General features: G+C 67.5%; 11 protein-coding genes and 1 pseudogene. 7 read left to right on the top strand and 5 right to left on the bottom strand.

The annotated features are described in order from the left end of the window. Positions 1-365: 365 nt before the first annotated feature. Positions 366-1,148: a TorF family putative porin gene (locus ACTOWJ_RS23765; protein WP_441337101.1), complete on the bottom strand. Its 783-nt coding sequence runs from the start codon at positions 1,146-1,148 to the stop codon at positions 366-368. Between the two features lie 267 nt (positions 1,149-1,415). Here ACTOWJ_RS23765 and ACTOWJ_RS23770 point away from each other — a divergent pair, with 267 nt between their 5' ends. From ACTOWJ_RS23770 to ACTOWJ_RS23800, 7 genes are all read left to right on the top strand, one after another. Next, the gene (locus ACTOWJ_RS23770) at positions 1,416-2,564 is read left to right on the top strand and encodes a polyamine ABC transporter substrate-binding protein (RefSeq protein WP_441337102.1); all 1,149 of its coding nucleotides are present in this window, start codon (positions 1,416-1,418) and stop codon (positions 2,562-2,564) included. Positions 2,565-2,610: 46 nt separating this feature from the next. Further along, positions 2,611-3,744 carry an ABC transporter ATP-binding protein gene (locus ACTOWJ_RS23775; protein ID WP_441337284.1) on the top strand — a complete coding sequence of 378 codons (1,134 nt, stop codon included), beginning with the start codon at positions 2,611-2,613 and terminating at the stop codon, positions 3,742-3,744. Between the two features lie 288 nt (positions 3,745-4,032). Next, complete coding sequence (locus ACTOWJ_RS23780; RefSeq protein WP_441337285.1) at positions 4,033-4,890, top strand: ABC transporter permease subunit; 858 nt, start codon at positions 4,033-4,035, stop codon at positions 4,888-4,890. 26 nt (positions 4,891-4,916) lie between these two features. Beyond that, positions 4,917-5,702: an ABC transporter permease subunit gene (locus tag ACTOWJ_RS23785; protein WP_441337286.1), complete on the top strand. Its 786-nt coding sequence runs from the start codon at positions 4,917-4,919 to the stop codon at positions 5,700-5,702. A gap of 335 nt (positions 5,703-6,037) precedes the next feature. Then, positions 6,038-6,535: a hypothetical protein gene (locus ACTOWJ_RS23790; protein ID WP_441337103.1), complete on the top strand. Its 498-nt coding sequence runs from the start codon at positions 6,038-6,040 to the stop codon at positions 6,533-6,535. Between the two features lie 839 nt (positions 6,536-7,374). Next, the gene (locus ACTOWJ_RS23795) at positions 7,375-7,878 is read left to right on the top strand and encodes a HEAT repeat domain-containing protein (RefSeq protein WP_441337104.1); all 504 of its coding nucleotides are present in this window, start codon (positions 7,375-7,377) and stop codon (positions 7,876-7,878) included. Between the two features lie 230 nt (positions 7,879-8,108). Further along, positions 8,109-8,552, top strand: coding sequence for a hypothetical protein (locus tag ACTOWJ_RS23800; RefSeq protein ID WP_441337105.1), 444 nt, complete (start codon positions 8,109-8,111; stop codon positions 8,550-8,552). A gap of 143 nt (positions 8,553-8,695) precedes the next feature. Here ACTOWJ_RS23800 and ACTOWJ_RS23805 read toward each other — a convergent pair. The 4 genes and pseudogenes from ACTOWJ_RS23805 to ACTOWJ_RS23820 form a co-directional block, all read right to left on the bottom strand. Further along, a pseudogene (locus ACTOWJ_RS23805) lies at positions 8,696-9,015 on the bottom strand (transposase); the annotation flags it as partial. 256 nt (positions 9,016-9,271) lie between these two features. Further along, positions 9,272-10,606: a PstS family phosphate ABC transporter substrate-binding protein gene (locus tag ACTOWJ_RS23810; RefSeq protein WP_441337106.1), complete on the bottom strand. Its 1,335-nt coding sequence runs from the start codon at positions 10,604-10,606 to the stop codon at positions 9,272-9,274. 469 nt (positions 10,607-11,075) lie between these two features. Beyond that, positions 11,076-12,449, bottom strand: coding sequence for a substrate-binding domain-containing protein (locus tag ACTOWJ_RS23815; protein ID WP_441337107.1), 1,374 nt, complete (start codon positions 12,447-12,449; stop codon positions 11,076-11,078). Positions 12,450-12,768: 319 nt separating this feature from the next. Next, on the bottom strand, positions 12,769-24,804 hold the full coding sequence (locus tag ACTOWJ_RS23820; protein WP_441337108.1) for a filamentous haemagglutinin family protein: 12,036 nt from the start codon (positions 24,802-24,804) through the stop codon (positions 12,769-12,771). Positions 24,805-24,954 lie beyond the last annotated feature (150 nt).

The raw sequence follows: 24,954 nt of genomic DNA on the forward strand, positions 1-24,954 counted from the left end.
TCTTGAAGCTCTTGAAGCTCTTGAAGCTCTTGAAGCTCTTGAAGCTCTTGAAGCTCTTGAAGCTCTTGAAGCTCTTGAAGCTCTTGAAGCTCTTGAAGCTCTTGAAGCTCTTGAAGCTCTTGAAGCTCTTGAAGCTTTGGATATCTTGACGCTGCAAAAGCAGTGATGACAAGCAAGATCAAACGCTTCCGCCATAGAGCGGCGGATGCGCCGCCCAGCAAAAGCTAAAGCCAACGCGAGCACAAAATCTTTGCGACAGCGACAGCGCGGAAAAAAAATAGCGACAATCGGCGCGCCAACCTACAGCGCCACAGATCTCACGCGAATCAAACCGCTGATCCGGAATCAACGACTCCAACGATTCCTCAGAACTTCCACCCCACCACCAACGCGACCTTGCCATCGGCCAACTTCGAATCGTCCAAAGCCTCCGACAACTCCGGCCCGTAACTCGAAGTGTCGGTGTACTGCAGCTCCGCCTGCACCGGCCCGAATTGCCTGGTCAGCGCCAACAGATAGTCGTTGTAACTGTCGCCCGCCGCGTCCTCCAGATCGTAATGACCGATCTGCGCCTTGAGCCCGAAGCCGCTCTCGCCCAGCGGCCATTCGCCGCCGGCGTTCCAGTAATAGCCCCTGCCGCCCAGGCCGAAGATGTCCGGCGAATACGCCAGGCCGACGTGGTAGTACTCGGCGAAGCTCAACGTGCCTTCCAACTCGGTGTAGTCGTATTCGAAACCCGAACGCGCGCCCGGATAGGCGGCGCGGGTCAGCGCCACGTCCAGCTCCAGGCCCGGACGCAGTTCGCCGGCCCAGCCCAGGTAGCCGTCGAGTTCGTAGTCCACCCCGTCGTCCTCTTCGCCGCTGGCGGTGAAGTCGATGCTCGATGCCCACAGCCCGGCATAGAAACCGCTGCGGTGCTCCAGGTTGATCTCGGCCTGCACGGCCGGGTCTTCCTGGGTCTGGGACACGCCGCGCCAGACGTAATCGCTGAGCACGGACACGCCGCCGCGCACGTTCCAGGCCGCTTCGGTGCCCGTATCTCCCTCGCCGGCGTCCTGCGCCGCGGCCATCGGCGCGGCGACGGCCAGCAGGGCGGACAATGCGAGCGTCAGCGCCGGCTTCGGCGACGGGCGGTGGGGCGAGAGCATCGGCATCACGGTTTCTCCCTGAAACGGCGCGGTCGTAGGATCGAAGACGATACTGCAAGCCCCGCCGGCCCAGGGCAACGGCTCGGCGCAAACGGGCCGGCCGTCACCGCTTGCGCCATCGCCGCGTGCCCGCTGCGATGCGTCGGACACGAGGCCCGCGACCAAGCCGCCCGGCCCGCGGCGCCGATTTCGCGTTGACACCGCGCGGGCGGGCTCCGAACATCCCCGCCAGTACCCGCGTTCCCGCCGCATTCAAGGAGATCCGCCGTGATCCTTCGCCTCGCCCCGCTCGCCTGCGCCCTGCTGCTTACCGCCTGCGGCGGCAAGCAGCCGTCCGACGCCAACGCTCCCGCAGCAAAGCCCGGCGCCGAGGAGAAAGTGCTCAACGTCTACAACTGGTCGGACTACGTCGCCGACGACACGGTCAAGAACTTCGAGACCGCCAACGGCATCAAGGTCAACTACGACGTCTACGACGCCAACGAAACCCTGGAAAGCAAGCTCAGCGCCGGCGCTTCGGGCTACGACACGGTGTTCCCCTCGGCGCGGCCGTTCGCCCAGCGCCAGGTCAAGGCCGGGCTGTACGCGCCGCTGGACAAGAGCAAGCTGCCCAACTGGAGTCATCTGGACCCGCAACTGCTGCAGAACCTGGCCGCCATCGATCCGGGCAACGCGCATCTGGTGCCGTACATGTGGGGCACCACCGGCCTGGGCATCAACGTCGACAAGATCCAGGCCGCGCTCGGTCCGAACGCGCCGCTGGACTCGTGGTCGCTGCTGTTCGATCCGGCCAACGCGGCCAAGTTGCAGAAGTGCGGCATCACCGTGCTCGACGACGACCAGGAAACCTTCGGCGCGGCGCTGATCTGGCTCGGCCGCGACCCCAACGCCGGCGCCGCCGACGAGATCGATGCGGTACGCAAGGTCTACGCGGCGATCCGTCCGTACGTGCGCACCTTCAACAACGCCGAGTACAAGGACGCTTTCGCCAACGGCGACGCCTGCCTGGTGATGGGCTATTCCGGCGATATCGCCCAGGCTGCCACCGATGCCTTCGACGCGGCCAAGAAGGCCGGCTCGCCAGTGCCGAACCTGCGCTTCGCCATTCCGAAGGAAGGCGCGATCCGCTGGGTCGACGTGATCGCCATTCCCAAGGACAGCAAGCATCAGGGCAACGCCCACGCCTTCATCGACTATCTGCTCGAACCCAAGGTGTCCGCGCAGATCAGCAGTCACGTCGCCTACGCCAGCGCCAACAAGGATGCGACCAGCCTGGTCGATCCGGCCATCGCCCAGGACCCGGGGGTGTATCCGCCCGAAGCGGTGCGGGCCAAGCTGATCGATCCCAAGTCCTTGCCCGAGGACGTGCAGCGCCAGCGCGTGCGCGCCTGGACCAGCATCAAGAGCGGGCACTGAGCGCGTGAGCGTTCCCGTCCCCCGCCCATCGGGTTCGTCGCCCGCGTTGGAGCCCTGGCGCGACCCGGCGGCGCAGCCGTTCGTGCGCATCGAGGGCGTGACCAAGACCTTCGGCAAGGTCTACGCCTGCGACGACATTTCGCTGGACGTCTATCGCGGCGAGTTCTTCGCCCTGCTCGGCGGCTCGGGCTCGGGCAAGAGCACGCTGTTGCGGGTGCTGGCCGGGTTCGAGTCGCCCGATCGCGGTCGGGTGCTGATCGACGGCGTCGACGTGACCGACCTGCCGCCGTATCAGCGGCCGGTCAACATGATGTTCCAAAGCTATGCGCTGTTCCCGCACATGAGCGTGGCGCAGAACATCGCCTTCGGCCTGAAGCATTCCAGCTCCGGCGCCGACAAGCTCGGCGCCGGCGAAATCCGCGACCGCGTGCAGGCGATGCTGGACCTAGTGCGCATGCCGCAGTTGGGCAACCGCAAGCCCGATCAACTCTCCGGCGGCCAACGCCAGCGCGTGGCGCTGGCGCGCGCCCTGGCCAAGCAGCCCAAGCTGTTGCTGCTCGACGAGCCGCTGGGCGCGCTGGATAAAAAGCTGCGCGAACATACCCAGTTCGAGTTGGTCAGCATCCAGGAGCGGGTCGGCACCACCTTCATCATGGTCACCCACGACCAGGAAGAAGCCATGACCATGTCCTCGCGCATCGCAGTCATGGATGCCGGCCGCATCGTCCAGGTCTCGACGCCGGCGGTGCTGTACGAATATCCATCGACCCGTTTCGTCGCCGAGTTCATCGGCGGCATCAACCTGCTCGAAGGCCGGGTGCTGGGCCAGGACGGCGACGGCGGGCTGCTGCGCATCCAATGCGACGGCGTCGGCGAGGAACTGCTCGCGCGCCATCCCGATCCGCTGCCGGAAGGCACCGCGGTGGCGATCGCGGTGCGTCCGGAAAAGATCGACGTGCACGAAACCCGACCCGACGGCATCGAGAACGCGGTCGCCGGCAAGGTCCGCGATATCGCCTATCTGGGCGATGTGTCGATCTATCACGTGCAAACCGAAGCCGGGGCGATCCTGCGCGTGCAGGAGACCCATGTGGCGCGCAGTTCCGAGCCGCATTACGACTGGGACGACACCTTGTGGTTGTCTTGGGATGCGGCTAGTGCGGTGGTGTTGACGTCATGAGGGCTTACCTCGTCGGAACTGCGGTTGTGCGCGTCGCGGGTGCGCCGTCGTGAGCGCGCAGGAGAACAAACAGGCCCGGGGGATTTGGGGTTTCTGGGGGGATGTCGTTGATAATCTCTTCAATACCGCTGCAGGAAGTGCTCGGTCATGAAGGCGCAGGAGCAAAAGCAGGCCCGGGGGATTTGGGGTTTCTGGGGGGATGTCGTTGATAATCTCTTCGGTTGGTTCCGCGCCGTGGGCGACGAATTCAAGACCCGCCGCGGCCGACTGCTGGTCACCTCGATTCCCATGCTGTGGCTCGCGCTGTTTTTCTGCGTGCCGTTCCTGATCGTGCTCAAGATCAGTTTCGCCCAGTGGGTGTTCGGGCAGGTGCCACCGTACACGCCGCTGCTGGAGACCACGCCGGACGGTGCGACCACGCTGCGCCTGCACATCGCCAACTACGCCGCGCTGCTGGCCGATCCGCTGTATATCGCCGCGTATCTGAAGTCGTTGTTGTTCGCCAGCGTCTCCACCTTGTGCTGTCTCCTGCTGGGCTATCCGATCGCCTACGGCATCGCGCGCGCGCCGCGCCTGTGGCGCCTTTTGTTGCTGGTGCTGGTGATCCTGCCGTTCTGGACCAGCTCGCTGCTGCGTACTTATGCGCTGATCGGCCTGTTGCGCGCCAACGGCCTGATCAGCCGGGCGCTGGCCGGATCGGGCCTGATCGAACCGGGCGAAGCGGTGCTGCATACCGATCTGGCGGTCTACATCGGCATCACCTACAACTACCTGCCCTTCATGATCCTGCCCCTGGTCGCGACCTTGATCCGGCTCGACTTCACCTTGCTGGAAGCCGCCGCCGACCTCGGCGCCAAGCCGTGGCGCGCATTCGTGCGGGTGACCTTGCCGCTCTCGTTCCCGGGCATTCTGGCGGGCACCTTGCTGGTGTTCATTCCGTCGGTCGGTGAGTTCGTGATTCCCGACGTGCTCGGCGGCCCGGATGCGCTGACCATCGGCCGGGTGCTGTGGACCGAGTTCTTCACCAACCGCGACTGGCCGCGCTCGGCGGCGATCGCGGTGGCCATGCTGCTGCTGATCGTGCTGCCGACCTTGCTGTTCGAATACGTCGAAAACCGCCGCGCTGCGCGCGAGGCGCAGTCGTGAAGCGCCGCCCGTTCGCGCTGTACACGATGATGGCGCTGGGTTATGCGTTCTTGTACCTGCCCATCGCGTCGGTGATCGTCTACTCCTTCAGCGGCTCGGACCGCGCGACCACCTGGGGCGGTTTCTCGCTGCAGTGGTACGCCGCGCTGGCGCGCAACGAGCAGATCCTGGAAGCGGCCCAGCGCAGCCTGACCATCGCCGCGATCTCGGCGACCGCGGCGGTCGCGCTGGGCACGGCCAGCGGCCTGGCCTTGTCGCGCTTCGGCCGTTTTCCCGGACGCGGCATCCTGAGCCTGATGAACTCCGCGCCGATGGTCATGCCCGACGTCATGCTCGGCCTGTCCTCGCTGCTGTTGTTCGTCGGTCTGCAGCAGATCTTCGGTTGGCCCGAACGCGGCATGACCACGATTACCCTGGCCCACATCACCCTGACCGCCTGCTACGTCACCGTGGTGGTGCGCTCGCGCATGACCTCGATGGACGCAAGCCTGGAAGAAGCGGCGATGGACCTCGGCGCCAAACCCTGGCGGGTGTTCTTCGTCATCACCCTGCCCCTGATCGCACCGGCGCTGCTGGCTGGCTGGCTGCTGGCCTTCACCCTGTCGCTGGACGACCTGGTGATCGCCAGCTTCACCTCCGGCCCGGGTTCGACCACCTTGCCGATGCTGGTCTACTCCAAGGTCAAGATCGGGGTGACGCCGGAGATCAACGCGCTGACCACCCTCATCGTGATGCTGGTGACCGCGGGCGTGAGCGTGGCGGGCGTGTTGATGCATCGGCGCGAACGCAAGTTGGCGCTCACCGCGGACTGAGACGGCCTCCCCGGGCCGCGGCGACGCCACCGCGAAATCCCAAACGCGATCGCAAGACGCGCCGCCCGTCGCGCGCAAAACGACGAACGGCGACATGACCGGATGTGCGTTCACGCACATGCAATCGCAGCGACATGTGCCGCTGTTCTTATGTTGGCGGGGAACGTAACGTCCGCATCACTCGTCTTCTGCATGCCGCCGCCGTCCGGCACGACGCGGTCTTGGCACTTCATCTGTACTCGCCCACCTGGCCTCACCGACTGCCCCCGGGCCTGACGTTTCCCCCGGATGTCTCACATCCGCGCCGGATTCACCCAAACCATGGAGATAAGGCAATGGATTACGCAATGCGCGCCGCCGGCGCGAAGATGGTTCTGCTCGCGGCCGCGCTCGGCCTCGGCCTGCTCGCCGCGCCGCAAGCTCAGGCTCAGGGCAATTGCAAGACGGTCAACCTGCTGCCTGGCATCGTCCAGGTCTACGCGACGGTGCGCGCCGGCGCCGACGCCTCGGCCTCGCAGTTCTGCACCGCCAACTACGCTTGCCCGAACGACTCGCGCAAGGTCGAAGTGTTCGGCTCCGCTCTGTCGAGCAATCCCAATGCGGCGATCGCCGTCGACAACAGCGCGGTGCTGACCACCGGCGACGCGATCTCGGCCAACTGCCTCAACAGCAACGTCGCCACCCGCAAGGGCGTCACCGCCAGCACCTGCAACAGCAAGGACGAGGCGGTCGCGCCGCGCGGCACCACCGGCACCGCGGACTGCGCAGTGTTCGTCGACGCGCCGGCCGGCGCTTCGGTCGGCGCCAACGCCACCTGCTTCTGCGGCGTCTGAGTCGCGTTCGCGCCGCCGCAAGGCGGAGCAAGGAAAGCTCCCCGGGCCAGCGGGGAGCTTTTTTTATGTCTGCAAGAGCTCGAAAGACGGCTGGACTTCCACCGTCACCCTGCCGAGCGGTGCGAGTAGATGGGCTCGGCTCCGGTCTCAGGCCGGACCAGGCGGTTACGCCACATTCGGCGAGCTGTGGCATTGGGCGTATAACCAGGCCACGGGTCGTCATCGTGACCATCGGCGTTCCGCATGAAACCTGCCTCTACCGGCGTGCCGAACCAGAATTCGAGCATCCGAGGAAAAGTGGATTTTCGAGACATCGACTGGTCGAAGCGCCGATTATGTCTGGCAATTATGGGATGAGGCCGAAGATCTTGCGTCGCATTCTTCGAGGTGCTGGCTTCCGCCGCGGACAGAGTTACCCCAGCGCCTCCTGGCATCTACGATCGATCAAGGCAGCTATAATCTGGAACCAAGGCGCAAAATCCGTACGCAGGCCTCCGCTTGCAGAATCCCAGAGCCTCTAGGTCCAGTACATGTCCAGAATGACCTTTTGGGTGGCTGTCATCTTATGCCTGTGCGTCGGGTTCCTGCTCGGCATCGGCACCCGGGTCATCGACGATAGCGCTGCAAGAGAAAGCTCGTCGCAGCGGCAATCCCAGAGCTCCGATGCACGGCAACCCAGAGCTACGGTGCAATCCTCACTGAACTTTCCGGCAGGGCCCATCAACTCACGAGCCGTTCCGGGGCGAGGCGCCAGTACCGATTCCTCTAACCTTCGTACTGACTTGCAGGCGCTCATAGCATGCGCTAGCGGCATAGAAACGAAGACTGCGGAGCGTTGCTTGCAACAACTCGACGCCATCGGCATCCAGGATTCCCAGGTACGCAGAACATTTCTACAGTTGATTTCAGCGCAGCAAAATCCCGCAGCCAAAGCTCGAATCTTCGAAAAAATCACTCCAGCGCCATTGCCGCCGGAGGACTTGGCGCTCTTCCTTAAAGAACTGGAGCTTGTACGGCAGTCATCCGATCCCGAAGTGCGCGCCGATGGGTTGATTCGCACCGCGGCCTGGGACCGTAGCGAAGCCGTTGCTGGCGTGCTTCGGAAGGGTCTGTATGATCAGAACCCAGAAGTCGTTCGTGCTGCCGCAACTGCTGTCTTGATTTCTAACGTGCGCACTCAAGAAATCAAGGATGCTCTGCTGATGCAGGCGAGCGATGCAACGCCCAACTCCCAGCTACAGCGTAGCGCTCTGGAAGCGCTACGCGACTTCTCTCTGAATCGTGAAGAATACGTGATTTATCACGCAGCCTATGATCGGGCCAGTACGGATTCACAGAAATGAACTATTCAGATCGCACCAACGCGAGTGTTGTCGTACGGCGTTCGTGATCCTATGCTTTTGGCCGGGATCTCACAGGGGTTTGATCTTCACGGCAGCTGGTTTCATCCCGTTGCGGATGCTTTTGACCTCGGCTTTGGCGATTGCGAAAAGGCTCTGTGTTTGGAGCGGGAATTGCTTAAAGTGCCTGACTCTGTCCGGGCTGTTTATCATGAACTTTCTTACGGAGACGCATGGATATGCTTCGCTTGATCTGCTCTTTCGCAATCGTGCTCGCAGGTATCGCGTTCAGTGGCGGCGCTCTGGCCCAGAGCTGCCCGGGAAAGCTTGTCGAGCTCAAGCCAATCCGAAACTCAGCCGGACAGAAACTTGCGGAGTTGCAACTGTATTACGATGCAGCAACAGGAAAGAACTGCGCCCGCACAATGCATTCAGGCACAACCTGGGGCAAGTCTCGCCATACCGAAGTGCTTCTGCAAACCTGCAAACGGGAAAACTTCGATCCGCGTAACGGCTGCAGCGCACCGCGTCTCGCGTTGAGCGACTGGGGAAATTTCAAATATCAGGCCGGACCTGTTTCTGTTAATGGCAGGAATCGATGCGTTTTCGCTCAGGGAAGCATCGTTGATGGCGCGCGTCCTACGGCCTTCAGGGTTGAGATCAGCGGTCACTGCTGATCGGAGTTTTATTCCTTGCCGAAGATGTCGGCTACCTGCGTCTCACCGACGTTGGTAGCCCCCATTGGGGCCGATAAGCCAATCGTTGCCAGGTATGACGTCATGAGCTCGTCGCTGATCCCAGCGCCGCCAGGCCGAGGCCGTTCACCTCGCCATTCGGCCAGTCGCCGCTCGGCTTCCTCGACGGTGGCGCAGGTATCGACGGGCTTCAAGTCGGCCGCCAGTTCCCGCCGCCGCTTCCACGACGCGTAGTTCAGGCGGTGCCGGACCATGTGCACGATGCACAACTGCACCGTGGTGTGCAGGAACACCGCTTCGATCACCTCGCCCCTTCAGGCCGTCGACGCAGGCGATGAAAATCCTGCGCGTCGCGGTTGCGCAGCTCCGTCATCACCTGCAACCAGAACTTGGCGTCCTCCGTCTGCGCCAGCCACAGGCCCAACACCTCCTTCTCGCCGCTCATCGGTGATGCCGAACCGATCCGCGCGGCCCTGCGTGGCTTGTGTCACGCCTGATTGCGCCGCCGGCAATGCGAGCCGGCGCAAAGAAAAAGCTCCCCGGGCCAGCGGGGAGCTTTACTTGTATCTGCAACGCTTCAGCGAACCTGCGCGGCGCGGCGACATCCCGCACCCTGCACCGACGGCGGCGGATCCTTCCGCCGCCGTCGCCTGTTCGCTGCGCGCCGCCGGCGCGGGCCGGCGGACGCGGCTAGCCATGGATCAGTTGTTGATGCAGGAGTCGATCGCCGAGGTCATCTGGGTACGCAGCAGCGCGTTGCCGCTGAGGTAGGAGTAACCGGTCGGCAGCGCCGGCGCATTGGCCGGGGTGTAGAACAGCTTGAGCAGATCGCGCAGGGCCGGAGCCTTGGTGGCGCCGTTGCCGCTGTAGTAGGCGTTGAGGTAGGTCACCGCGACGATCGGATAAGCGCCGGAGATCGGAGCCGAAGAGCTGACCAGCTTCAGGCAATTCTTCTGCGCGGTGGTGCCGGCACCCGGGACCGCGGCCGTGGTGGCGCCGTTGAGCACCAGGCCCTGCTGGATGCTGCCCGGCAGGATGTTCAGCGAAGCCGGCATGCTGGTCGGGTTGAAGCCGTCGACCAGAGCGTAGTTGGCGGCCTGCGCGACGACTTCGGCGACGTCGCCGTAACCGACCGAATCGACAGTGGTCTTGACGGTAGCGACCACGTTGTTGTTGCCGGTGGCGGCGGTCCAGCCCCACGCGGCCGGGACCAGGGTCGGATCGGTCGGATCCTGCGCGCCCATCGCCGCGGCGAAGTTCTGGTTCGGGGTGAAGCTGGTGCCGAACGGGGTGTTGCACTTCGCGGTCAGGAAGCTGGTGAAGGCGAAGGTGGTGCCGCTGCCGTCCTTGCGGTAGACGATCTTGATCGCGTTCGCCGGCAGGCTCGCGTTGACCTGCGACCACAGGGTGAACTGGCGGCTGTAGATGCGGCAGACCTGCTCGGTGGTCAGCGCCAGGGGACGCAGGCCGACCGGGACGTTGGTCTCGTTGTACGGAATGGCGATGGCGCCGGCCAGGGTCGGGATCTGCACGATCGCGCCGCGGGTGGCGGACATATTGGTGTTGAAGGTGTTGTAGTCGTTGGTGCTGATCGGCGAGTCGGTACCGATGAAGTCGGTGACCGGGTCGGTCGAGGTGAAGCCGGTGACGCCGCTGCTCGCGGTGGCGTTGTCGAAGCACTGGCCGTTAGCGCTGATGCCGTTCTGGTTCAGCACGTTCTTGCCGGTGCCGCTGCCGGTCTGGCAGTAGGACACGCGGTTGGTGGTCAGAGTGCCGTACTTGACGAACACCGGCACCAGCGTGCCGGTCGAGTTGCCCAGGGCAGCGACCTGGTAGGCGGTGACGGTCGGCAGCACGCCGGCCGGACGCGACAGGCGAGCCTTCGGCGTGGTCGAGTTGTACAGGTCGCCGACATAAGCCGGGGCCGGGAAGGTGGCGCCGCCACCGTAAAGGTCGACCGCGGCGGCCGAACCGGCGGCAGCGAAAGCGACAGTGGCGATAGCGAGGCGGGACAGCATGAGCATGTTGCGATGCACGTGACTTCTCCTGAAGGGTTTGTGGCGTGTATCCGACTAAATCCGTTTGCTCGATCAAATTGCGTCCATGACGGGTTGTCCGACGCCAGGCAAGATTCGCCGCGATGTGTGCCATGGCGACGACCACGGGGATACACATTTGTTACGTTCGAAACGGCCTTGAAGCGTGCCGCATTTCGCTATTTCGCCAGCGAATCTCAACGCATCGGCGATTTCCTTCGGCTTGTTTTCGGCATGCGCCGCCCGCGATGCGCGCATTGTCATATCAGCGCCCCTTGGGTCCAGCGAAGTCATGGGATTGACGTGTCTTGGTTCGCGGCGAATCGACGACGCTGTTTGTGTTGTCACATACCAGGTACACGCGATGCGAGGTGGCGCGTCGCGTTCATCCGCCGGCGCCGTGCGCTTGCGCGCAGTCGGCACCGCCGGAATCGGGCACTCGTTGGGGTACTCGTTTTGGCCGGGTCGCTCAGCCCAGGCAGTTGTTGATGTTGTAGACCGTCTGCGCGCGGAATCCGGGGTTGCCATACAGGTAGGCGTAACCCGGCGGCGGCGGCGGCGCGTTGGCCGGGTCGTAGAACAACTTGAACAGGTTCTTCAGCGGCACCAGCTTCTGCGCGGCGTTGCCACGGTAGTAGGCGTTGAAGTAGCTCACTGCGACCAACGGATACGTGCCCGCCGGCGGCGTCCACTGCGGGTCGACCAGCAGCGTGCAGTTCTTGACCGCCTGGGCATTGGCACCGGGCATCGGCACCGCCGCGCCGCCGGCATCGTCGATCACCTTGGCCTTGAGCAACAGATTGGCCGGTAGGTTGAACGCCTGCGGCAGGTTTTCGGGCAGAAAGCCGTTGAGGCTGGCGTAGGCCGCAGACTGTGCCTGTACAGCGCCCAGCGAGGCATAACCCAATTCCAGCGCGCCGGTGCCGGTGCCCATGGTCAGCGCCACTGCATCGGCATCGCCATTGCGCACGCTCGCGATCGCCGCGAACGCCGGCCGCGCGCCGGGCTGGGCGGCGTGAAAGGCCGAGTCGAAGTACGCGCTGACGACGAAGTGGCCGGCGGGCACGCCGTACTGGCCATTGCAGGTGCGGGCCAGGTAGGCGCTGAAGGCGTAGGTCAAGGAGTTGGAGCCCTCCGGCCGGATCATCGTGATCGGCGCCGGCGACGGCAGCGACAGGCCCAGGGCCGGATCGGACCAGTCGGTGATCTGCGCGGAGAACAACCGGCACAGCCGTTCGGTGTTCAGGGAAAGCGGCACGCTGCCCATCGACGGGTGCGGACGGTAGGTCAACGCGATCGCGCCGGCGAAGGCCGGGATCTGCATCATCGCGGTGTGGGTCGGCGCCAGATTGACGTCGAACAACCAATAGTCCCGCGTGCGCACCGGCATCTCGGTGGCGATGAAGTCCGCCATCGGATCGAGCGCGCTGAAGCCGGTGGGAAAGTAGATAGCGCTCCAGTCGCCGCAGACACCGTTGGCGGCGTAACTGTCCCGGTTGTAGACCTTGCGTTCCACGTCGCTCTGGCAGTACGAGACCGCATCGCCGGGATACAGCGCACGGAAGCGCCGGAACGCAGGAACATAGCTTGGCGAACTCCAACGTCCCAGTTGCGCGGCGCTGAACGGCACCGCCGGCGAAACGACGGCCGGATCGCGCGACAGGCGCGCGCGCGGCGAGGTTTGCAGATACAGGTCGCCGGCAACGAACGGCACGGCGAAGCTGGAACCGCCGCCGTACAGATCGGCGGCGCCGGCGCTGCCGGCGAACGCGCACAGCAGTGTCGCGGCGGCGATGGTGGGACGCGCGAAAGTACGCGACGTCGGGATTGCAGTGGTGCGCATGGCGTGATCCTCCTTGAACGGGTCGCCGGATCCCGGCGCGCGCCGCGCAGCCACGGCGCGCGCCGTCCGGCGACCAAGACCATGCGCTCCGCCTGTGCCGGTACAGCGACAGCATGCGGACGGTTTTCTGACAAGCGCGATGCCCGGGGCGGCGACACGCGATACGCAAGCGCGACGCGAAGCCTGTAGATCTCGCGTTCGCGGGGACGACGATTCGAACAGTCGCGGCGTCGCCCGCCTGCGCGACTAGGTTGGCACAGCTGAGTCCCAACGAAAGCCCGGTAGAACGCGCGACGGCCGTGGCCGCCGCGCGTGCCGTTTACGGCGGCGGCACGTTCATGCACGAAGCATCGCCGAGCGTGCAACGGCCGAAGCCGATCACCTGCACCGAGATGATCGCCGGCGTATCGCGCATCGATGCGGCCGGACGCTGTTCGGCCATCGCCTCGGCCGCCGCGTTGACGCCCGAAGTCGCGTTCGAGGCCGCCGACAGCGCGCCAGTGTCGACGCCGCGCGCGATCGGAATGCCGAGCGAATCGCCGTCGACCTGGATGTTGTCGGCGTTGGCCACGCTTTGCGCAGCGACGATCAGGTTGCCGCTGATGCGGATGCCGGCGTCGCCCGCGTCGATGGTGCCGCGCGGCGCGACCAATACCGCGTCGCCGGGCTTGGCGCCGGGCGCAGTCTGCAGCGTGGCGATGCCGGCGCCGCTGACCAGACCGCGCGCGTCCACGCGGCAGTTGTGGTCATCGTCGCAGAAGTAGCGCACCGGCGGTTTGTCCGACGAAGTCTTGGCGCCCTTGCCGGCGTTGATGTCGCCGTTGGAGCTCCAGATGGTCAGATCGCCGCCGCCCTGGGTAAACACGCGGCTCTGCGCCAACAGCACGCTACCGTCGGTGAAGATGCCGATGTCGCCCACGTCCAGGGCCAGGATGCCCTGCTGGTTCGGCCCCACCCGCACCGTACCGGTGGAGTCGATCACCGTCGGCGGCGCGCCGACGCTGCCGACCAGCACGTCGCCGCCGGGTCCGAGGATGCGGATGTCGCCGCCGCGCTCGGTCTGCACGGTCGAGCCGCGCATGTCCAGACGTCCGGTTGCGACCGGCTTGTCGGCGCCGTTGCTGCCGCCTTCGAGCTGATTGGCGGTGTAGCCCAACTGCGCCGGGAACAGCGTGTTGATCGCGCGGTAGCCGTCGACGTACTTGCCGAAGTTCGGACTGTTGCGGTCCTGGGTGTCGCGGCCGGCGCGCTTGAGCACGTCGAGGAACACGCGGTCCACCAGCAATTGGCGCACGTTCTGCGGTTGCGCCTGGAACGCCTGCCAAGCCTGCGCGGCATCCGCCGCCGCGGCCGGCGCGGCGCCCTGCCCTTGGCGATCGCGCTGGTCGGCCTCGATCCGGGCCATGAACTGCACCAGCCAGTCGCGGTACGGCGCCGCATCGGCGCTGGCCGGATTGAGGTAATGACCGGCGAAATCGGCCGTGGCGACGCCCGGGCCTACACCGAAGCGCAGGACCAGATCGGCGCCCTCGAACGGCAGCCCGACATTGTTGCGGTTGCCGATGGTGCGGATGCCGCCGGCATCTGGATTGTTCTGGCGCACGATCTCGTAGGCTTCGTTGGCCGAGGTCAGTCGGCCCAGGTCTCGCCCGGCCTGGACCTCAAACGTACCCGGACCGCCCAACTCCATCCAGGCCGCCACGTTCTGCAGCGGTCCGTTGGTGCTGTAGCGCGTCTTCAGCGGCTGGTTGAACACGTCGCGTCCGGCCGCGATGCGGGTGGTGTCGGAGGCGCGGAAGTTCTGTCCACGGAAGTTCAGGTCGACGATGTCGCGGCCGGCCAGGATCGTGGCCGGCTTGGCCACGTCCACGCCGAGCGGATTGAGGCTGACGCCGTCGATCTGCAAGCCGCCGACGATGTCGCGGCCGGCGTAGATGCGCACCGGCTCGGCATCGTCGCGGTGAAGGTTGCCAAGTTGGGTGCGGCCGACCCGGAACTGCAAGTTCGCGTTCGCGCCGAAGTCGATCGTGCCTGCGCCTTCGCCGAGCGATCGGGTGAGTTGGTTGAGCGGCGACGGCATCCACGAGGGATCGAAGTCGAGCATCCGCCACTGCTGATTGACCACGGAGAACATCGGCGAGAACAGCGCCAGATCGCCGCCGGCGAGCAAGCTGAGCTGACCATTGGCGCTGGGGAACAACTGCTCGCCCGATTGCAGGCTCAAGTCGCCATTGGGCGCGCTCAGCGACACCTGTCCAGGCAGCACCCGCGCGAACACCGGCGTGAATCCGACCTCGTAAGGCGTGTTGGGACGGAACAGGTTGCGCGACAGGCCGTAGCTGTAGAGCGCTTCGCCGAAGCTGACGGTGTCGAACTTCAGATCGCCCGCCACCGACAGCACCTGCAGCGAGGCGTTGTCGCCGTAGCGCTGCGAGTCGGACGGGCCGATCAGGTCGGTGCGCAGATACGAGGGATTGAGCACCTGCCCGATCTCCACATCCTGCGCGCCGACCACGCGCCACTGCGCGTCCTGCATCGCCAGCACCGGCGCCACCGGCGTGCTCAGATCGACGATGTCCGGACGCGCGGCCCGCGCGCTGAGTTGGAACGCCGAGCCGATGCGGCCGCCGGCGCTGAGCAGGCCCTCGCCCTTGGCGACGAAGAAATCGCCGCCGAGCACGTCGCGACCGGCGTCCACGCGCAGGTCGCCGCCGCCGAACACGCGGGTGCCACCCTGGCCATCGCCGGCCCAGGTGGTCGGCAGCGACACCGACAGTTCGGTGATGTCGCGGCCGGCCTCGATCCAGACGTTGCCGCCGACGCTGAGCAGGCCCTGGGCGAAACCGCCGAAGTTGATCGAACTGGACTGCACGATGCGGTCGTCGCGCACGTTGCCGGTCTGCATCCACGGCCACCAGTACTGGCCTAGATAGGTGCCGGCCTTGCCGCTGCGGGTGCCGGCGGCATCGTCGTAGATCTCGCGTTCGCCGACGATGTCGCGGCCGGCGCGCAGGACCAGATCGCCGGCGGCCTCGGGATTGACTGGGCCGGTCTGGATCAGGTCCGGCATCACCTGCGAGCCGCGATCGGTCGACACGATCTGCGAGGCCGACGAGGCCTGGGTGCCCACGGCCGGCGCGCCGGCGGTGTAGACGCTGGCCGGCGCGGTCTTGTCGAGGAAGCGGATGTCCTGCGCGGCCACCAGTTCGATGCCGCCGGTGCCGCTGCGCAGCACGTTGGGCACCGGCAGGGTGCGCAGGTTGCCGAGCGCGTCGATGCTGGTGACGGTGGTGTGGCCGTCGAACACGATGTCGCCGGCCAGCGCCTGCGCGCGCAACGCGGTCGGCGCGGCGCTGGCGAGGTCGGCGCCGGCGACCAGGCGGAAGCTGCTGCTGTCGCCCTCGGTCAGGGTGCGGCTGGCGAAGGGAAGGCGGTCGCCGTCGCGCTGCGCCTGCAGGCTCGGACTGCGGTCGGCCGGCGGCGGCAGCGGGATCAGCTCGCCGAGCATCGGCAGCAACGGCTTCTGGCTGTCGTCGATCAACACCGTGCCGTCGCCGCTGCCGAACATCTGCACGATGTGGCTGCGGTAACGCTCCAGGTACGAGCCTTCGGTCGGCTTGCCGTCGTCGCGCAACTTACCGTATTCCACCGGCGAGCCCGCCGGCGCCGGCGTGTTCTGCGGCACGTCGCCGAAGTAATCCGACATGATCTTGAGCGCATCGAGCAGGCTCAACGGCGTGCCCCACAACGCCTCCAGCTCCGGATCGTTGGCGGTCAGCATCTTCACCAACTCGTCGTACTGGCCGTAGTACTGCGCGATCTGCTCCGGATCGCCGGCGTCGATCTGCTCGGGCCCGCCGAGGAAGCGCCCGAGGTTGTAGTCGGACCCGTAGCGTTCGACGTATTCGGCCGACACCGCGTCGTAGCGCAGCGTGCTTGCGGGGAAATCGCCGCTCAGCGGTTGACCGCTGCCGATGAAGCGGGCGAAGCCGTCCGACAGGCTGGCCTTGACCACCACGTCGCCCTTAGCGCGCAGGGTCAGTACCGGCGCGGCGCCGTTGTAGCGGAAATCGAGCTGATCGATCTGGCCGGAATTGAGGTTCCAGTTGGTCAACACCTGGATCGAACCGTCGCCCTCGCCACCCGGATTGCGCAGCTCGATGCCGGGCCGGGCGCGGAACTTGGCGATGCCGTCGAAGCGCGCGCCGAAGTCGAAGCCGGGGTTCTGCACGAAGCCCATCAGCGTGCCGGGCGACTGCGCGCCGGTCTCGTCGGTGCGGTAGCCGTAGAACGTCTGGTGCTCGGCGTTGCTCTGGCCGGCGTCGGGGATGAAGTAATGGCGGTTGAGGTAGTCGGCCAGTTGCTCGGTGGTGGGCGGGTGCAGGTTCGCGCCGGTGAAGTCCTGCCACTGCCCACTGACCATCTCGCCATTGGGCTTGAACCAGCCGGCCGGGTCGATGAGACCGTCGAAATGCTTGTCCAACGAAGTCGAGGCGTCGTCGGTGCTCCACACCGCATAGGCTTCCAGGCCGACTTCGCGCGCGCCGACCAGACTTTTCGGGTCGGCGATGTCCACGCGCACGTCGCCGTCGCTCAGCAACGGCGCGCGCAGGTCAATGCGGCCGCCGGACAGGCCGCCGGCGCTTCCGCCGGACACGTCCAGCAGCGCGTTCGCGCCGATTGTGATCGCACCCGAATCGGCCGTGTCCACCAGCTGGTAACCGTGGGTTTCGTGCAGTTCGCCGTGGCCTTGGCCGCCGACGCCGAGGCTGATCTCGCCGCCGCGGCGCTTGGCGTCGCTGCCGCGCGCCAACAACTGCCCGTCGATGGCGACCTCGCGCCGCGCCCACAACTCGATCTGTCCGCCGCTGGCGCCAGAGGCGTCGATGCGGCCGTCGATGCGCACCGCACCGTCGCTTTCGCCGTCGGCGATCAGGCTGACCTGACGCGCGCGCAACGTGCTGCCCTCGCTCAGGCGCAGTTCGCCGCTGCGGGTGCGCACCGCCACCCGCTGGTCGATGCCGCCGGCGCTCAGGCGCTGGGCCAGGCCGTCGAGATCGAGCGCACGGCCGGCGTCGAGTTCGACGCTGCCGCCCACGCCGTTGGGGGTACCGCCGCGCAGCGCGCCGGCCAGTTCGATCGCGCCCTGCGCCGCGTCCACGCGCAGGCGTCCGGCGTCGCCGCCGGCCGGCGTGGAAAAGTCCAGTGCGGCGCCTTCGGCCACCTTCACCGAACCCTGCGTCGCTGCCAACTCGATGCGCCCAGCCGGCGCCAGGATGCGTTGATCGAACAGCATCTTGTCGAGCCCCGACACATCCACCAGGGCGCCGGCGTCCAGGCGCACGTCGCCGCTCTCGGCGCGCAGGACGATGCGGCCGGAATTGGCGCGCAACAAACCGTCGCCTTCGATGCTGGCACCGCTGAGGGTCATCGCGCCGCCCTGCGGCCGCGCCTGCGGTGCGTTGCCGGGCCCGCGCAGCACGCGCAGCTCGGCGCCGCTGCGCAAGCTGCCGTCGGCGCCGGCTTCGGCCTGGATCACCGGCGCCTGCAGGGTCAGATTGGCGGCGCCGACATCGAAACTGCCCTTGCCGCGCACCGAGATCGCCTCACTGGCCTGCGCGCGCACCTGGGCGAAGCCACCGACTGTCGCGTCGCCGCCGGCGAAGGCGACTTCGCGCCCAGCCAGGTTCAGCGCGCCACCGCCGCCGGCTTCGGTCGCGAGCCGCGTGCCGAGGTCGTTGGACAGGCTCAGCGCGTCGGCGCGCAGGCTCACGTCGGATCCATCGCCGACGAACGCGGCCGCGCTCAGCGCCAGGGCCTGAGCCACGTCCACGTCGACCGCGCCGTGGAACTCCATGCGCCCGTAGCTGCGCAGGCCGATGCGCTCGGCGCGGTCGAACTGGGCCAGGGTGGCGCGGCCGATCACGAAACCGTCGAGATCGCCGGCCTGGGCGCCGTCGCCGACGAAAGCGATCAGGCCGCTGTTGGCCTGGATGTCGCGGCCGCCGAGCGACGCGCTCGGATCGACCAAGGTGTTGCGCGCCGCATCGAGCGTCAGCGAAGCGCCGCCGTCCACGCTGGCGCCGGCGCCGAGTTTCAGTTCGCCGCGCGCCTGCGCCAGCGGCGACAAGTTGCGCCGCTGCACCAGCGCGGAGCCTGCGTTGGACACGCGCAGCAGCGCGCCGTCGCCATTGCGTCCGCCGCTCCCGTTCGCCGCCGGGGCCTCGCCGATCAACAGGGTCTGGCCGCTGGCGCCGCCGAGCGCGCCCTCCGCGCGCAACACCGAGCCCTCGCCCACCTGCACGCTTTGGTTGGCCGCGAGCAGTATCTCCGGCCCGCTCAACGCGCTGGCCGCGTCGTTGTCGAGCCAGACTTGATCGGCGCGGGTATCGATCGACACACCGTCGGTACGCGCGTGACGCACGCCGCCGATCAGCAGGCTGGCCGCACCCAGGCGGTTGAGGCCGGCCACGTCGAGCTGCACCGCACCCTCGCGCACCGGCTGGTTCTGGCCGCGGATCTGGATCGCCTGCGCGGCGATGTCGACCTGCGCGGCGCGGCCGCCCGCGGCGGCGTTGGCGTTGAGGCTCGCGCCCAGCTCCAGCGAACGCAGCGCGCTCAGCGCCAGTTGTCCGCCGTCGCGCGGCAGCGGCGGCGCATCCTCATTGCGCCCGGCCGCGCGCTTGGCGAAGTAGTCGTTGGCGCCGACGGTCTGGTACTGCGAGTAGCGGCCCCAGGTGTCGCGCGATTGCACTTCGAAGCGGGTGTTGCGCGCCTCGCGCGCGCCGCTCAGGGCATCCACGTAGTAACCCGAGACCAGCGCGGTGCCGTCGACGGCGGTCAGGTTGTCCTGTGCCAGCGCATCACGGCCGCCGCGGCTTTCGACCACGCGGAACGCTCCCGGCAGGGTCGCGTACTTGCCCGGCAGCAGCGTATAGACGCCGTCGGGCAGGCCCGGCACACCGGACAGGTATACCGACTTGCCCGACATGCCGCTGCCGTCGCCGGAGCTGAAGCTGGGATCGGCCGCGGCCAGCGGCGACTGCGCGCCGGGCACGATCGCGTAGACCTCGCGGCCGTCGGCGTATAGCGGCGTCTGCTGGGCGCTGCCGGAGGCGTAGCTGGTGTTGTAGGTCGACAGCACGTCGCGGCTGCCGCCGGTGCCGGGCACCCATTCGGCCGCCTGCAGGTCGCCGCCGCCGGACAGGTCGATGTTGGCGCCCTGCGCCAGCGACAACTCGGCCGCGTCCAGGCGCACCTGCTTCTGCGGCGGCGCGGCCAGATCGGTGTCGAGCGAATTGGCCTTCCACTGCAGGCCGTCGACGGTGCTGCCGTAAGGCACGATGCGGCCGTCCAGCGACACCGAGGTCAGGCTGCCCGCAAGCAATTCGACCCGTTCGGTCGCGGTGAGCTTGACGTTGTTGAACGCCGCCAGGGTATCGGCGTCGTTCGGATTGGCCGCGCCCAGCACCAGGCTGCCGCCCGGCGCGCGCAACACGCCGCCCTGCTCGATCACGCTCGCGTCCAGCAACAGGCTGCCGCCGGCCGACAGCGGCGTCGGCGCCGGCGCGCCGTTGCCGGCGATGCGGATGCGGGTGGCGTCGCGGCGGCCGGTGGCACGATCCAGCGCGCCGAGCGCACGGATCATGAAGCGCTCACCGGTGGCCGGGTACAACTGCGCCGCGGTGAAGTCCAGGTCGCCGCCGGTGAGCAGTTCGCCCGGCGCCTCGCGCAGGCCCGTGGCGGAGTTGTAGGTGCGGAACTGGCTGGGCGTGTAGAAACGGATGTCGCCGCGGCTGCGGAAATCGCCCAGGCCGAAACCGTCCAGGCGCACGCGTCCGCCGAAATCGATGAAGCCGGCATCCACGCGCAGAGTCGCATCGCCCGGCGCGGCCGGGTCCGGCAAGGCGATGGCGCCGGCATTGATGCTGAGGCCGTTGAAGGCGACGTACTGTGCGGACAAATGCACCTGCGGCGGCGCGGCGGCGGCGGCGTCGGGCAGCGCGCGGAACGCATAGCCGCTGGCGTTCATCACCAGCGCGCGCGTCAGCGACAGGTCGAGGTTGCCCTCGAACACCACCGGGATATACGCCTCCGCGTTCGTCTGGCCCAGTTGCAACGTGTCGACACCACTGTCCTGCAGCCGCTCGGCCGACAGGTACAGGCGGCCGGACGGGGTCTGCTCGGCTTCTATCTGCTCGCCCGGCGCCGCGCCGGGGGCCAGCGCTGCGGACTGCTGGCGTAGTACGATCTCGCGCGCGATCAGGTCCTGGCGGTTGCCGTTGGGCCCGCTGTTGTCGGTGCGCGTGCCGCTCAGCCCCTGCACCGTCACAGTACCGCCGCGTGCCTGCGCGTCGCCGCCGTGGGCCAGAATCGTGCCGTCGAAATACAAGCCGCCGCTGGCGCCTAGACGCAGGGTGCCGGCGTCGCTCCACACTTGAGCCGGCGCGAACGGGGCCGCGCCCGGGCGGGTGGCGCCGCTGTCAATATCCAGTTGCGCCGAAGCGCCGGACAAGTTCAGCCGCGCGCCCTCCTCGACCACGACGTAACCGCTGTTGTTGCTCAGGGTGATGGTGCCGCCGTCGAGCACCTCGCCCACGCGCGGCACGCGCCCGTCCGCCAGCGGCCGTTGCAGGCCGTCGAGCCGGGCGATGCCGGAAACATCAAGCGCGCTTTGCGCACCGAGCCAGACCGATTTGTCGTTGGCCCAGTAGCCGGTCGGATCGGCCGCAGGCGACAAGCCGGTGCCGCCGGTATCGCCGGAGATCTCGATCGAGCCGCCGCGCGCGCTGACCGCGCCGAGCACGGTGACCTGGCCGCGCGAGCCCAGCCGCGCCTTGGCGCCGGTGTCGAGCTGCAAATGCGCGCCCTGCTCCACGCGCAGCTCATCGCGCAATTGCGCCAGCTCCGGCCGCGCGAAGGCGCGGCCGACCGCGCCGCCCGCCTGGATCGACAGATCGGCGGCCGGGCGACGCGAATCGTCCAAGCGCCCGAACGCGCCGTAACCTCCGGCGAAGATGTCGCTGCCGCTGCGCGCCTGACGCAGCGCGGATGCATCGCCGATGAAGTTGCGCTGCCACACCGGCACCTGCGCGCCGGCGACGACGACCGCATCGAATTGCGATTGCAGGTCGTACGCGCCGAACTCGCCGCCGGCGAAGAAGTCGGCGCCCAGGCGCAGGTCGCGCGCATCGGCGCCGTCGCCGGATGGGCCGCCGATGTAGACATCGCGCGCACTCAGGCTCAGCTTGCCGCCGCCGCCGAGGTTGTGCGCGATCAGCGAAGCGGCATCGAAACGCAGTTGCCCGGCATCGCCGGCCGGATCGTAGAAGGCCGAAGGCAGACGCGTCTGCAACGACGATTCGGCGCCCTGGTAGAGCTGCAGCGAGATGTCGCCGCCGCGGCCATCGGGGCGGCCGTCATGGCTGGACAGGCTGCCGTCGGCGAGGATGCGGCCGCCGCCGGAAACGTCTAGTTGCGCGCCCGAGGCGATCTGGATCGAACCGGTGGCATCGCGCAGTTGGCCGTCGATGCTGGCGACCTGTTGGCGCGTGGACATCGCGATGCGGCCGCCGTTGATGTAAGCGCCGCCGCGTTGCGCGTCGGCGAGCGCGCCGAAATCGTTGACCCATTCGCCGCGCGCGAACAAGCGCGCGCCGGAGCCGATGCGGATGTCGCTCAACTCGTTGGGACGCTGCGAGTACATCGTGCCGCTGGCGGTCAGCTCGATCGCGCCGGCCGGAGCGTCCAGGGTGCCGTCCACGCGCAGTTGACGCCCGGTCAGGGCGATGCGCCCGCCCGCCTGCATGCGCAGTTGCGCGTCGGCGTCGACCTGGATCACCGCGAAGGGATCGTTGAGTTGGAGTTGGGCGAAACCGGCGTTCTCGATCCAACCGGCCGACAGCGCCGTCTCGCGCAGACCGTCTTCGTCCTTGCGCGCCTGCGGCAAACTCGCGAACGGCGTATCGGTGGCGAAACCGGCGGGCACGTCCAGCGGCGCGGCCGTGCCGATCGACCATCGGGTGAACTCATGGTCGCCGGCGTTGGCGATGGCGAGCGTGCCGCCCTTGGCCGGTTCGCCATTCTTGATCTGGTAACGCCCGGACTCGGCACGCGCGCTGATGTTGCCGGCCAGCACCAGGCCGACGTCGAGCGGCTGCAAGGTCTCGGCCAGCACGCGCACGTTGAGCGAACCGGCGTCGCCGCCGTGCAGGTAATCGGACTCGTAGCGGCGCCCATAGGACGACAGCGGCGAGTAGAACTGTTCCTTCACGCCCCAGCGCTGGTGATCCAGGGTGTAGTCGCCGGCGAAGCCGCGGTAGGCGATGTTCGGATCGGCATCGGCCAGGTCGTACAGGCGTCCGTCCATGCCGACCAGACGCCGGGAGGCGATCGTGCCGCCGAGGTAATGCACATAGCCGCCATCGAGATGGACGTTGGAACCGCCTCGCACGACGATCTCGCGCCCGGTCAGATTGAGCGTGCCGCCGTCGATGAGCATCTGGTCGATCGTGCGCGGCACCTGGTCCGCATAGCCAGCGGCGTTGAGCAGCGGGCTGCCGACCCAGGCGCGCCCGTCTTCGGTGACGCCCTTCTCGCGCACGTCGATATCGAGCTTGGCGCGGTACAGGCCGCCGCCGCGCAACAGCGGCGAGTCGGCCAGTTCGTTCTCGCCGACGCGCGTGATGGTGACGATGTTGTCCGAGATCGGGCGTTGCACGTCGGGCAGGCCGGCCAGGTCGATCGTCGCGCCCGGATCGATCTGGATGCGCGAGATGCCGCCGACCGCGCCCGGGCCGCGATACAGCGCCAGGCCGACCACGTCGAGCGTGGCGCCGGGCATCAGCACCAGCGAGTTCTCCTGGAAGCGCACTTGCGCGCCCGCCAGCAGCGCGCTCGGCGGTTTGAACGCCTGATCGGAACTGCGCGCCGAGGACGTCGTCTCGCCGTCGCGCTCGGGTGTGATCGTGGTGACCGAACCGGAACCGAACGTCAGCTCACCGCCGACGCGGTCGCTCAGCACGCCGTCGACGCCACCGCCCTGGGTGAGGTTGAGCGCGGTAATGGCGATGTGGCCCGGGCGGCTGATGCTGGTGGTGGTGCCCACGTAGCCGTCCTGGCGGATGCGTTCGCCGACCAGGGTCACGTCGCCACGGGTGGAGGCGATCACCCCGGAATTGTCGAGCCGGCCGTAACCCATCGCGGCCGGATCGACACCGGCGCCGCTGCCGTAGCCGCGGTAGTCCAGGGTCAGGTTGTTACCGCTGAGGTTGTTGGCGAGCATCGTGTCGGTGCGATAACCCGCGCCGAGCACCGCGGCCAGTTGCGCCTGTCCGTCCTTGGCCTCGACCGTGCCGGCGTTGGACACGTTGGGCGCGGCGATCAGCGAGAAGCCGCCGGCGGCGGTCTTGACCTGCGCGCCGGCCTCGATGCGGATATCGCCCGGCCGCGCCGGCGGCGCGCCGTTGGTGGCATAAGACTCGCCCAGTTCGGAGGTCAGCAGGAACGCGGTGGCGTCCGGACTGGCCTGCTGCAGGCCGCGCTGGATGAAAGCGCGGTTGCTGGCGGCGGTGTTGTTGTTGAACAGGTTCAGCGACGAGGCGATCAGCGAACGCGTGTTGACCTGGCTGGTGCCACCGAACACTACGCCGTTGCGGTTGAGCAGGTAGACGCTGCCCTCGGCCTTGATCTGGCCGAAGATCTGGCTCGGCCGACCGCTGGGATCGTCGATGCGGTTGAGCGCGATCCAGTCGTTGGCGCCGCTGGCCTGGGTGCCGGCGCGCTGGTCGAAGTGGACCGTGGTGCGGCGACCCACGTTGAAGCTCTCCCAGCTCAGGATCGCCTTCTTCTGGGTTTGCTCGACGGTGACGGTGACGTTGCCGCCGCTGTCGTTGCTCTGGGCCGGGCCCTTGGCGCCGAGCCACAGCTTGGACTCGCTCAGGCGCGGATCGTCCACGGTGATCGCGCCGGACTCGAAGCGCACGCCGGCAGCGACCTTGAGGCCGCCCTCGGCGAGACCGTCGGGAATCTGCTGGGCCGCCGCCGAAGCCGCCGCCGCGGCGCGCGCGGCCACTTGCGCCGCGTCCAGCGCGTTGCGCACCCGCGCGGCCTGGGCGAACGCCGCCAGCGAACGCTGCGCCATCTGCTGCGCCTGCGCCGACTGCAGTCCCTGTTGCTGCGCGGCGCGCGCGGCCTGCGCGGACGGGTCGGCGCCTCGGCGCGCGAACGGATTGGGATCGGCGTGGGCGCCGCCGCCGACCAGCGCCAGCGAGATCGCCGCGGTGAGCGCAAGCAGACGCAGCCGCGCGGGCGCGGGACGGTGGGAATCGTTACCGGCGACGGGCTTGCGGGTCATGACAGCTTCCTTTGCGCGATCGCGGGGACGCGGCGTGGACGTCGCACGAAGGCGACGCGGTTGGATAGGTAGTCGGTGTGGGAAACGGTGATGGCGCAAACGCAACAGCGACGGACGGGCCGTCTGCGGCGGCACATCGGTCCGTTGCTA

Source organism: Lysobacter sp. CA199 (assembly GCF_052078715.1).
In the GTDB taxonomy this organism is placed as follows: Bacteria; Pseudomonadota; Gammaproteobacteria; order Xanthomonadales; family Xanthomonadaceae; genus Lysobacter.

Excerpts from the sequence above, each read along its gene's own strand:
- ACTOWJ_RS23820 (WP_441337108.1), bottom strand. The coding sequence starts at position 24,804 with ATGACCCGCAAGCCCGTCGCCGGTAACGATTCCCACCGTCCCGCGCCC.
- ACTOWJ_RS23815 (WP_441337107.1), bottom strand. The coding sequence starts at position 12,449 with ATGCGCACCACTGCAATCCCGACGTCGCGTACTTTCGCGCGTCCCACC.
- ACTOWJ_RS23800 (WP_441337105.1), top strand. The coding sequence starts at position 8,109 with ATGGATATGCTTCGCTTGATCTGCTCTTTCGCAATCGTGCTCGCAGGT.
- ACTOWJ_RS23780 (WP_441337285.1), top strand. The coding sequence starts at position 4,033 with ATGCTGTGGCTCGCGCTGTTTTTCTGCGTGCCGTTCCTGATCGTGCTC.
- ACTOWJ_RS23785 (WP_441337286.1), top strand. The coding sequence starts at position 4,917 with ATGATGGCGCTGGGTTATGCGTTCTTGTACCTGCCCATCGCGTCGGTG.
- ACTOWJ_RS23765 (WP_441337101.1), bottom strand. The coding sequence starts at position 1,148 with ATGCTCTCGCCCCACCGCCCGTCGCCGAAGCCGGCGCTGACGCTCGCA.
- ACTOWJ_RS23790 (WP_441337103.1), top strand. The coding sequence starts at position 6,038 with ATGGATTACGCAATGCGCGCCGCCGGCGCGAAGATGGTTCTGCTCGCG.